Here is a 10,777-nt window from a genome sequence, read left to right as displayed (position 1 = left end):
CAAATGGTTCATGCCGAATCCACGGTTAGGTGAACGGCAGAAAACATGCGGTAACGCTGAGTGTATGAGAAAGTGGCATACCAAGAAATGTGCAGAATGGAACAGAAAGAACCGTAGTAATTATTTTCAGGCAAATTACTTGAGCGGTAAGTTGGCGCCTTTAGCAGCTAAAGAAAAAAAAGGCGCCGGAAAGTCAACTGCCACCCCCACTCGGCCATCCCCTCCACTTGCCGAAACCGGCAAATTCCCGAAACTACCCCGCTCTCTTCTTCAAGAGGTGATTGGCGGGCAACATCTCGTAATTATTGAATATATGGCACGACTACTCTTCCGGTCAGTTCAAGAAGTGATCAAGCGGCAACCTGTTGTAATGACAATTGATTTGGCACAACTACCCCCAGAGTACTGTTTAAGAAGTGATAGTGCCTCCCAAGTTCCATAGGGTACATTTTGGCAATAGAGCATTGCTCAGGAGGTATTTAATGGCAGACATATCTTTATCCATACGCACACAGCCCAACGAAATAATAGAGCTCCCTCTTACTGGTATTGGTGAACGATTCAGCACGTTACGGATCATCAATCCAGAGGCGGACAGCGCCGTACTGCGGTCGATGGAGAGATATGGCCAAATAACGCCGGTAGTTGTCAGCAAAGTTTCCAGCAATGAATATCAGCTGCTTGATGGGTTTAAACGTCTGCGGGGTGCCAGGGCTCTCACAATGTCGGGACTCAAAGCTCGGATCATGTGTTTGAACATTCGGGCTGGGAAGGCGGCGCTTATGCAATTGAACTGGGTGGGGAAGTCAATAAACAGCATGGAAGAGGCTTTGGTGGTGCACTCGCTTTTTCATGAAGACAGTCTGAGCCAAGTGGAGATTGCCACCCTGTTAGGTCGGCATAAAAGCTGGGTTTGTCGCCGGGTTGCCTTGATCGATCGGTTGTGTGATGAGGGTCGTGATCAGATAAAACTCGGTTTGTTGCCGATCAGCATGGGCAGAGAGCTGGTCAAGTTGCCACGTGGCAACCAAGATGCACTCCTTGAGGCGATCCGTAAACATCATCTCAACTGCCACGAGACCAAAAAGCTTGTTGATGAACTACAGGCCAGGCCGGAGCGCGAGTATCAGGCCATTTTACAAAGACCATGGGAGGTACTGGAGGAACAGGATCATCTGGACACCACGGCCAGCAATTTTTTCCCACCACTCGTTCGGACGATACACCGCAAACTCATAATTATGGAGCGGCAGTGTTTATTGGTTTCCAGTGTAGTGCAGAGCACAGAATTTGGCCAATTTGAGGAGAAAGAAGAAAGGTTTCTCCGTCAGTGTTGTGAGCAGGCTGCGCAGACACTTGATCATACCGGAAAGGAACTTCAGCGGATCGTGCGGCGTGACCAAGGAGCAAGCCAATGACGATAATCATCCACAGCAGAGAGGAGCTGGAGCATCTGTTGGTGACCATGCATGGCAATGGCTGGAGCATACGGGGGTTGCATCGCCATTTTTCCATCAGCCGGAACATGGTGCGGCGGATTTTGCGTAAGCACCAAACTGACCGGGAGCACGGGCATGATATTGTTCAGAAGAAGGTCGCTTGCCGAACAATGCGGGCCAGTAAGCTGGATCCGTTTATCGATCAGATCGCCGAGTTGTTCAAGGATTTTCCCAAGATAACCGGCCAGCGCATTTATGAAGAGATTCAACAGTCCGGCTACGACGGCGGGATAAGTATTCTGAGGGCCCGGTTACACAGTCTGCGCCCAAAACCCAAAAAGACCCCGGTAATCCGCTTTGAAACCGAACCTGGCCAACAAGGTCAAATGGACTGGAGCCCTTATACCATTGATTTCCAGCGTACCGGTAAGACCAAGGTCAACTGTTTTTCTTATATCCTTGGATTTTCACGACGGCAGTACATCGATTTCACCTTACGTCGAGAGTTTTTCACCTTGATTCGGCGTCATCAGGACGCCTTTACCTACTTCAATGGCTCGCCCCGGCAGTGTTTGTATGACAACGAAAAAACTGTGGTGCTGCGCTGGGAGGCAGGCAAGCCGGTATTTAATCCATCTTTCGCAGCGTTTATCACTCATTACGAGTGTAAGCCCATCGCCTGTCTGCCAAGGCGGGCCCAAACGAAGGGAAAAGTGGAACGACCTTTTCAGTATGTGGAAAATAACTTGCTTGGTGGCAGAAAATTTCAAGACCTTGATGACTTGCGCAACTGTGCCAAATGGTGGCTGCAAAACCGCTCTGACACCCATATCCACGAGACGACCCGCAGGCCACCACTGACCTTGTTTTTGGAAGAAGAACAAGAGGCGTTGATTCCTTTGCCGCGTCATCCGTATGATGCCTCTGAGGTCTCCTTGCGAGTGTGCAGCATTGAGGGATATCTTGAGTTTGAAACCAACCGCTATCCGGTGCCCTACGAATATGTGACTGATATCCTGACCATGAAGGCCACGGAGCACGAGATCTTCATCTATTCGCCGACCTTAACCTTGATTGTGCGGCACGAACGACTTCCGGCCGGAGCAGTCATCGCCCTTGACGCAAACGGTATCCACGGGGCTCGCGCCGTTCGTTATGGCCTGGAACCGGTTCGGGATCAATTCCTTGCCTTGGGGGATGATGCCGCCACCTTTCTTCAGGGACTCAAGGAAAAACAACCGAAAAACTGCGGCTTCCATGTCAGATCCATCCTGCGTCAGCAGGAAACCTACCACTGTGACGACATCCATAAGGCGATTAGCCATGCTTGCCGCTACCATGCCTATGAGCACAGTGCAGTGGAACGTATTCTCAGATCCAGGGCAAAACCGCGCAGCCTGGAATCATATCGCAACGAACGGGCTGCAGACAATCTAAGAAAGGCCCTGCCATCAATCAAACAACGTCCATTACAAGAGTACAGCACACTGTTAGGAGACAATAGCGATGAAAACTCGACCAGCAAAGACCGGCATGGAATTGATTCAAAAGAACCTGAAAATATTAAAGCTCAGCACAATAACAACGATTCTGGATGAAGAATTGGCCCGCGCTGCCCAATTGGCCTCACCGCCAACCGAATTGCTCGGGCGACTGCTGGCTGCGGAGGCCGACGCTCTCACCCAACGAAGAATCGAACGTCGAATCAAAGAATCAAAGCTTCCGGAACGAAAACTGTTGGCCGATTTTGATTTTGACTTTCAGAAAGGGGTGGACAAGGCTCAGATTATGGATCTGGCAAAGCTTGATTTTGTCCATCGCAAACAAGGGGTTATTTTTGCGGGTAATTCTGGGACAGGAAAAAGCCATATCGCCAAGGCCTTACTCTTATTAGGCTGCCAGGGCACCTATTGCTGCCGGTATACCACCGCAAGCGACATGCTCAGAGATCTCCTGGCCGGACTAGCTGACGACACCCTTGCCTTGAAGCTGAAGCGATATCTCACCCCTGACCTGCTCCTCATAGACGAAATTGGCTTCGATCGCCTGGAACAGATGGATGCTCGAAACGCCAGCCTCTTTCACAAGGTGATTGATGGCCGATACTGTAAAAATTCTACGATGATAACCTCAAACATTGATTTTAAAGAACTTGGTGACTATTTGGGCGACCCGGTTATCACCACCGCTATCGTAGACCGTATGGTGCACCATTCCATCATCCTGAGCATCGAAGGCCCTTCCTGGCGACTCCACGAGTCACAGCAGTTAAACAACACGAACAGCTTCTAGCTGTGACTAACTTGCCATAATCCACAGAAATTCTCCTTCTCAAGCAGATTAATTGCCCATCCTAGCTGTTATATTGCAGCACAAGTAAACTTCCACCGCCTTCACCCACCAAAACGGCACAGTGCTGGGATCCCGTCCGCCCTACGGGCTTCCGGTATCCCAGCACTGTGCCGTTACCTGTTTCTGTAACAATTTGGCCTTTCATAGTATTATTGCGATGATTTACAGGGTCCGTTAACCGGTGAAAAAATCAATGGGATTTTCAATATGGCAACTTCTGGGTGGGTTCAAAACAATTCAACAAGTGGGTCCATTGTTTCTCGGCGGTGACACAAGAAGGCGTAGGACCTCCTCTATGCTGAGGATAACCGGCAGTTTTCGGCCTCGTGGGCGAGGTGGCAAACCAAAGCGATCATCAACTTCTCGATCACAAATGTGTCTGTAGAAGAAAGTGATCCCACTCAAGTAACTTTTGCATGATGTCCATTCTAATTTCCGCTCAGTAATAAGGTGATGGAAATAGGCTCGAACTTGATCATCCATCAATTGAACCGGGGGCAGATTGTAGTATTGAGCCAGACCTCTGACTCCTGTGATGTAATTCCTCTGGGTGTGCTCTGCCAAACCATAAAAGTTCATACGGTCAACAAATTGTTCTTTGCTTGTGCTCATGAAGTGCCTCCTTGGGTAAAATGAATAAGAATTACGTTACAAATTCTTATCGTCCAAAGAGGTTTTTGTGATAGAGTGATTTTTAAAGTCAGGTATTATTAGATGAGTGCGGAATTTATATGATGAATGGTGCGCCCCGGAAGTTGTCCGCGCAGCGGTTCAGTTCTTAGGAGTAATCTTAACTCCAAGATGTAATCCTTCCCCAAACAAGATTACATCTGGCTGTTAAGATATCATCGGCACAGATAAACAGGTTAATGATTACCACCGGTCAAGGTGCTTTTGGAAGCAGATTTTTTTTTGGATGAGCCAGAAAATCTTGCGTTATTTTCTGTGAAGATTCAATAGTCCAGAGTCAACATATCTCCTGAAAAGGGCGTCTTTATCTTTTCTTACAACCAACTGTTTTTTATTATATTTTCCAAGCATTATCCGGAAATTTGCAGCTTATGCGACAATTTTTTTGCAACTATTAAAACAAGAATATTAAAACAAGAATTTTGGCAAGTAGTTGATTTTATTAGAGTGGAATTTGTAGCTTATGAGTGAACCAACAGTTGTGGGTCAGGACAATAGTTGCAAAATAGCGCTATAAGCTGCAAACATAGATAGCTGAAAAAAAAGCCTGAAAACAAATGTTTTCAGGCTTTTTTCTTTTGGCCTCATTCATTTTTTGTGATAGCTTATTTGAAGATATATACCTTCAGATAGTGCCATCTATAAATTTAAACCTCAGCCCAGCAGAAAAGGAAGATATCCAATGAAAACATACTTCAACGACAGGCTAAAATTTACTTTCTTGGCACTAATAATATGTTTGTTTGTGCCAACAAGTGGCTTTTGTGATGAGGAGTTCACATATTATCATACCGATGTAGAATTTCGCCATTACATTCATGTCGAAGGCCAGGGCATTGCGTGTGATGCGTGCCACTCAAAATTAAAAAATGGTGTCTATAAAATGCTCGGTCATGATGTTTGTGTAAGTTGCCACCGAGAATCAATAGAAGTATTTGAAATAACCGAGCACACCTGCGGTGTATGCCATAAATCTATAGAAAAAGTGGGGGATGAATTTAAAATCCCCCTTCGCATGGGCAATAAACCTCGCAACATTTTATCTCACACCAAAGCATTGGAGGGTATATGTTTCATTTGCCACGGGGACATGCTCGATGAAATTGTTGATATAGGCATTATTCGCACAGAAGCAGGCAGGTTTCGAGTACGAGAAAGAGCCCATCGTTTTCATTTTGCTGCCCAGTGTGAAAAATGCCACGAAGGGTTTTCGCCAGATGCTGCACCAGACAATCACACAGACGACTGGAATAAAAAACATACAAAAGTTGCACCTACATTTAACTGCAGGATATGCCATACTAAAAGTTACTGCCAGTCATGCCATATTGATGTGTATTAGCCTGTAAAAACACTCTTTTAAGGCTTCTCCTTTTCTTGATCCCTTTTCATGTCAAAAGCTCTTCGTACAGGATCTCAAGGTTGATACCACATGAAATTGCTCGACGCCCACCTGCATCTGCAGGATAAGCGCTTTAATGGAAAGGTCGACGAATTGATCACCGCCGCCTTCAATGAGGGTGTTGAGCGAATGATCTGTTGCGCAACCTCCGAAAAAGACTGGGATCAGGTGATAGAGCTGGCTGACAGACATCCATCAGTTGTGCCCATGCTTGGAGTACATCCCTGGTCGGCCCACAAGGTTACATCGGGGTGGCAAGAGCGTTTTGTCAAACTATTAAAAAAGACAGGTGCGGGCGTAGGCGAGATTGGCCTGTGCAAGTTGGTAGACATTAATCCTGCGGCCCAGGAGGAGGTCTTTGCCATGCAGTTAGCCTTGGCCTCTGAGATGCGAAGGCCAATTGCCGTTCATTGCGTCCGTCGATGGGGGCGTTTACTGGAAATGCTTTCCGATAGTTATCCACTTGAGGCGGGATGTATGATTCATGCGTTTGGTGCTTCAGAAGAGGTTATGGACAGGCTGCTTGAACTGGGGGCCCTGCTATCCTTTTCAGGCCGGCTGGCTGACCCCCGCAACGAAAAAATGCGCCGTCTTTTTATTGCCGCCCCCATTGACAAGGTTCTTTTGGAAAGTGATGCCCCGGATATGTACTGTGGCGCACTGGTTGGCGATGCCTCTGGTCTGAAAAGCAATAGTACACCCGCTATGACTGCAAAACTATACCGCTTTGCGGCTGATCTTAAAGATATGGATCTTGAGCAGTTCGCTGCTCAGGTTTGGAAAAATGGACAGATTTTTACGCATTGAACGGCTGCTTGGGCCTGAACGTTTTGACCGTCTTACCAAAAGCATGGTGACCATAGCAGGTCTCGGTGCTGTGGGCGGGCATGTCATGGAGGGTCTGGCCCGCGCGGGGGTTGGCAAGCTTCGACTTATTGATTTTGACCGCATTCACCACCATAATATCAATCGTCAGATTCTGGCCTTGGAAAACACGGTTGGCATGAGCAAGGTTCAGGCAGCCTTGCAGCGAGTGCTGCAGATTAACCCCCACTGCCAGGTGGAGGCCCTTGAGTTGTTCATCGACAGTGAAAGCATGGAACAGGTCTTACACCCCAGGCCCCACCTGCTTATTGATGCTATTGATTCCCTTAACCCAAAGGTTTCTCTGTTAACCGCCTGCGTGTCAGAAAAGATCGAGGTTATCTCATCGATGGGTGCAGCGCTGCGAACCGAACCCAACTTAGTGCGATACGGTGATCTGATGGAAACCAGCAAATGCCCCCTGGCCCGACGGGTACGCAAGGCGCTTAGAAAGCGTGGCATAGGCGAGGGAATCACCTGTGTCTATTCAACCGAGGAGGTGACTTTTGAATATATCGATCCAGAAGAGGAGACGGTGTGCGATGATGCGTTACCGGAGCATGGTCGTGGCCGCAAGCGCAGAGTTCTAGGAAGCCTCCCAACCCTGACTGGTATCTTCGGGTTGACCATTGCCAACCTGGCCATTAAAAAGCTGATTGAGCACCAGCACGGATCAACTCCTTGAGGTTTGTTTGCCGCTGACTGGTATCCTGATTCTGGACCGCCATGGCTAACGCCTTTCGTGTACCAACAAAGACAGCCAGCCTCCTGGCTCTGGTAAGGCCGGTATAGATGAGATTTCTGAACAACATCTTGAAATGCTGGGTGGTTACCGGAATAATAACCGCCTCAAATTCACTGCCCTGAGATTTGTGGATCGTAATGGCGTAGGCCAGATCCAACTCCACGATATCATCTTTTTGATAAAATACTTCCCGGCTATCCGGGAAAAAGGCAATAACACAGGTTAATTCCGTATTGTTAATTGCCTTGATGATGCCAATATCGCCGTTATAGACACCGAGATCATAATTATTTCTCCGATGAATTACCCTGTCACCAACCCGGAAAACTCTCTCACCCACTCGTAACTGACTCTTCCCTTCAGAGGGAGGGTTAGCCGAGGCCTGAATCATACCATTGAGGCTGACCGTACCGAGGCTGCCCCTGGTCATTGGTGAAAGAATCTGAACTTCACAGTTTCGGCCGAAGTACTTCGGTATCCACTCCAGATACAATTTCCTGATTATATCTGAGGCCGCCAACCCGTAATGCAGTGATGACCAGGGGTGCACCTTTTTCAAAACCGAGAGCAACTCGTCAACTTTAGTTTCCGCCCTGCATACCTCTTCTAAATTAACATGCTGAAATTTCTTGGGGATAACAAGTTCTGTCTCATAAGGAACCATCACCTCACTGGTTCGGAATTCGTAGAGGCTGGCATCATAGTCCGTGGAACTGTCAGTCTCAGAGGCCTTGAGCTCGCCGAACCGTTTAACTTTTCCGACAAATGATATCTGCTCTTTGGTGGCTTCCTCTGAATCAAGAAACAGGCAATCAATTTTATTTTGCCATAGTTCCGGTTTTTTGAATGGCGAATCGATATGAGGTATTTCCCCGCTGTTGATCTGATGGGCATATTGGATAATAAATGACTCCTGGGCCTGCCGGAATATTTGAGTCAGCTTGAAACATGGTACCTTTCCGGAACCAATCATATCTCTCAGTACGTTGCCGGCGCCAACTGAAGGGAGCTGGTCAGCATCACCGATAAAAAGAACCTGGCTTGTGTCAGGGACTGCTTTTAAGAGCGATGCCGTCAGGTTGATGTCCAGCATAGAGCATTCGTCAACGATGAGAAAATCTACCTCCAGCGGCGACTCCTGGTTCTTCTTAAATTTGCCAAGCTGCCACTCTAAAAGGCGGTGGATCGTTTTTGCTTCCTGACCAATAACCTCACTCATCCGTTGAGCCGCTCGTCCTGTAGGCGCTGCAAGCAGCACTCTCAACTGCATCGCCTCAAGCAGTTTGACGATCACCAGGGTCGTCGTAGTCTTACCAGTGCCAGGCCCACCAGTCAGCACCGAAAACCTTTCTCCGGCAATACTCATAACAGCAGCAGCCTGTTCACCACTTAAGGCTATATCTTTTGACATACAGTAACGGCTAATCCATTTTTCAATCCTCTCCCTGTCAACGTGGAGCGGAGTTGCACAACCAGCCACCTTTCCAGCCACAAACAGCTCATCAAAATAGAGGGATTTCGAATAATAGCAAGCCTCTGTAATCCCTGCAGCAGAGAGAATCTGACGAACCATCAGCTGCCCTTCGTGCTCCATTTGTCCCAGTAAATCCGGCAGCCTGTCTTCAAGATCTAACTGCAATAGCGCTTTAACCTGAACTCCTATTTGAGACTCAGTCAGGTAACAGTGGCCGAAATCTCTACTGGCAGCCAGCACATGCTTGACGCCAGCCATAATCCGTTGGGGACTATCAGTCGCCAGGCCAATACTCAACGCTACTTTATCTGCTGAGAAAAACCCTATTCCATAAAAATCATTTGCCAGTCGATACGGGTCCTCGGTCACGTGGCTAATTGCCTTATCGCCATAGAGCTTATAAATTCTAACCGCAAAAAGGGTGCTGATTCCATGTACCTGCAGAAACATCATTACCTCCCGGAGCGCACGATGCTCAGTCCAAGCAGCACTGATCATTTTCAGCTTCTTGAGGGCAATCCCCGGCACCTCGGTGAGCTTTTCGATCTCTTCTTCAAAGACATCGAGTGTCTGTTTGCCGAAATGACCAACAATGCTCCGGGCGGTCTTAGGGCCAACGCCTTTTATCAGCCCTGATCCCAGATATTTTTCCAGGGCTGCTGAGGTAGCAGGCTTCTTCTCGACAGCTTTTACTGCTTGAAATTGTCGCCCGAACTTCGGGTGAACCGTCCAGTACCCGCTGAACTCCATGGTCGCTCCGGCAAACACCTTTGTCTGGTGGACAATAACGGTTTCCTGCTGGTGCGGATTATTGAAGGGGTGAATACGCAGGATCGAAAAACCGTTATCAGCGTTGTGGTATGTAACTCGATCCACAACACCCCGAACGGTTTCTTCGATCACACCAGTCTGTTTGATTATCAATGGTTGAGGCATAAGATCCAACATAATTTAAAAGACAACAGGATAGCAAAGAATTTATACAAAATCCCCGCTGCAGCAGTAACGCTTAATTGTCGGCCTTCCTGATCCATTGCAAACAAATTGATTTATTCAAACCTTTCGTCGAAGTGATACATTGATACTGTTATACACGAAACTAGAAGCAACAACTCATCTAAGCCGCCGTTCAAAAATACAGTAAAACACCGTGTCAATCAGGAGATCGTGCCCCATGATTTTCCTATCTAATTTAGCTTGACTTTTTGATGTAATTCCTCCGATAATCAGCAAATATACATAAGATGAAAAATCCCCCTGAATCCCCCTTTTAAAAGGGGGATTCAGGGGGATTTTGTGAAGTCTGAGACTAACTCATATTTGTCGCTGCTTTACTGTCTAAATCCCGTTCGCAGGACTTAACCTCCAAGGAAGAGAATCAATGAAAAAAATTCTAATTGTTGAGGATAGCAACCTGTTTGCCGGTCTGATCAGCAGAAAACTTTACTCGGTTTTCGATTATAAATGCGTCGTAAAAAGCACGTATCAAGATGCGCTGTCTGTACTCGAAGAAAATCCTGACCAATTCGTTCTTGCCATTCTGGACTTGAAATTACCTCTTAAAGGGTAAATATTCGGTTTGCCCTGAAAGGGCCAAAACATACCAGCCCAGGGCAACGCCCTGGGGACTGGAATAGTACAGATAGCCCTGAAAGGGCGTGACATCTAAGCTGACCCTGCCGGTTTTAAGCCTATGTGACGCCCTTTCAGGGCTATTTATTAAATGTTCCTATATCCCAGGGCGTTGCCCTGGGCTAGTATGTTACGCCCCTTTGGGGCTGAGGAAAAACACCCGCTAAGGAGGAAATGTT

11 protein-coding genes are annotated in these 10,777 nt (G+C 47.5%); 8 read left to right on the top strand and 3 right to left on the bottom strand.

Going from position 1 to position 10,777, the window contains the following annotated elements; all coding sequences use genetic code 11:
- Nucleotides 1-64 precede the first annotated feature (64 nt).
- Genes HQK80_13005 through HQK80_12990 form a run of 4 tightly spaced genes read left to right on the top strand, consistent with a single transcriptional unit; the run spans nt 65 to nt 3,731 of the window.
- A complete protein-coding gene (locus HQK80_13005) occupies nt 65-442 on the top strand; it encodes a hypothetical protein (protein MBF0223122.1) in 378 nt (125 codons plus the stop codon).
- A 40-nt stretch (nt 443-482) separates the two neighbouring features.
- The gene (locus HQK80_13000) at nt 483-1,418 is read left to right on the top strand and encodes a ParB N-terminal domain-containing protein (protein ID MBF0223121.1); all 936 of its coding nucleotides are present in this window, start codon (nt 483-485) and stop codon (nt 1,416-1,418) included.
- Nucleotides 1,415-3,037, top strand: coding sequence for an IS21 family transposase (locus HQK80_12995; GenBank protein MBF0223120.1), 1,623 nt, complete (start codon nt 1,415-1,417; stop codon nt 3,035-3,037). Before HQK80_13000 ends, HQK80_12995 begins: the two co-directional genes overlap by 4 nt.
- Nucleotides 2,946-3,731: an ATP-binding protein gene (locus HQK80_12990; protein ID MBF0223119.1), complete on the top strand. Its 786-nt coding sequence runs from the start codon at nt 2,946-2,948 to the stop codon at nt 3,729-3,731. Before HQK80_12995 ends, HQK80_12990 begins: the two co-directional genes overlap by 92 nt.
- A gap of 61 nt (nt 3,732-3,792) precedes the next feature.
- Here HQK80_12990 and HQK80_12985 read toward each other — a convergent pair whose 3' ends face one another.
- Both HQK80_12985 and HQK80_12980 read right to left on the bottom strand, forming a co-directional pair.
- Nucleotides 3,793-3,936 carry a hypothetical protein gene (locus HQK80_12985; protein MBF0223118.1) on the bottom strand — a complete coding sequence of 48 codons (144 nt, stop codon included), beginning with the start codon at nt 3,934-3,936 and terminating at the stop codon, nt 3,793-3,795.
- A gap of 92 nt (nt 3,937-4,028) precedes the next feature.
- A complete protein-coding gene (locus HQK80_12980) occupies nt 4,029-4,403 on the bottom strand; it encodes a phage integrase N-terminal SAM-like domain-containing protein (GenBank protein ID MBF0223117.1) in 375 nt (124 codons plus the stop codon).
- A 760-nt stretch (nt 4,404-5,163) separates the two neighbouring features.
- Here HQK80_12980 and HQK80_12975 point away from each other — a divergent pair.
- From HQK80_12975 to HQK80_12965, 3 genes are all read left to right on the top strand, one after another.
- Nucleotides 5,164-5,823 carry a hypothetical protein gene (locus HQK80_12975; protein ID MBF0223116.1) on the top strand — a complete coding sequence of 220 codons (660 nt, stop codon included), beginning with the start codon at nt 5,164-5,166 and terminating at the stop codon, nt 5,821-5,823.
- A gap of 90 nt (nt 5,824-5,913) precedes the next feature.
- Nucleotides 5,914-6,690, top strand: coding sequence for a TatD family hydrolase (locus HQK80_12970; protein MBF0223115.1), 777 nt, complete (start codon nt 5,914-5,916; stop codon nt 6,688-6,690).
- Nucleotides 6,668-7,432 carry a tRNA threonylcarbamoyladenosine dehydratase gene (locus HQK80_12965; protein ID MBF0223114.1) on the top strand — a complete coding sequence of 255 codons (765 nt, stop codon included), beginning with the start codon at nt 6,668-6,670 and terminating at the stop codon, nt 7,430-7,432. Before HQK80_12970 ends, HQK80_12965 begins: the two co-directional genes overlap by 23 nt.
- Here the strand turns inward: HQK80_12965 and HQK80_12960 are convergent.
- The gene (locus tag HQK80_12960) at nt 7,392-9,902 is read right to left on the bottom strand and encodes an AAA family ATPase (GenBank protein ID MBF0223113.1); all 2,511 of its coding nucleotides are present in this window, start codon (nt 9,900-9,902) and stop codon (nt 7,392-7,394) included. The genes HQK80_12965 and HQK80_12960 overlap by 41 nt on opposite strands.
- Before the next feature lie 445 nt (nt 9,903-10,347).
- Between HQK80_12960 and HQK80_12955 the strand changes: the two genes are divergently transcribed.
- Nucleotides 10,348-10,536 (top strand): hypothetical protein, encoded by a 189-nt coding sequence (locus tag HQK80_12955; protein MBF0223112.1) that lies wholly within the window; start codon nt 10,348-10,350, stop codon nt 10,534-10,536.
- The last annotated feature ends 241 nt before the right edge of the window (nt 10,537-10,777 follow it).

This window comes from Desulfobulbaceae bacterium (assembly GCA_015231515.1).
In the GTDB taxonomy this organism is placed as follows: domain Bacteria; phylum Desulfobacterota; class Desulfobulbia; order Desulfobulbales; family VMSU01; genus JADGBM01.
The sequence above is the reverse complement of the archived record's forward strand: the minus strand, read 5'-3'. Positions and strand labels throughout refer to the sequence as shown.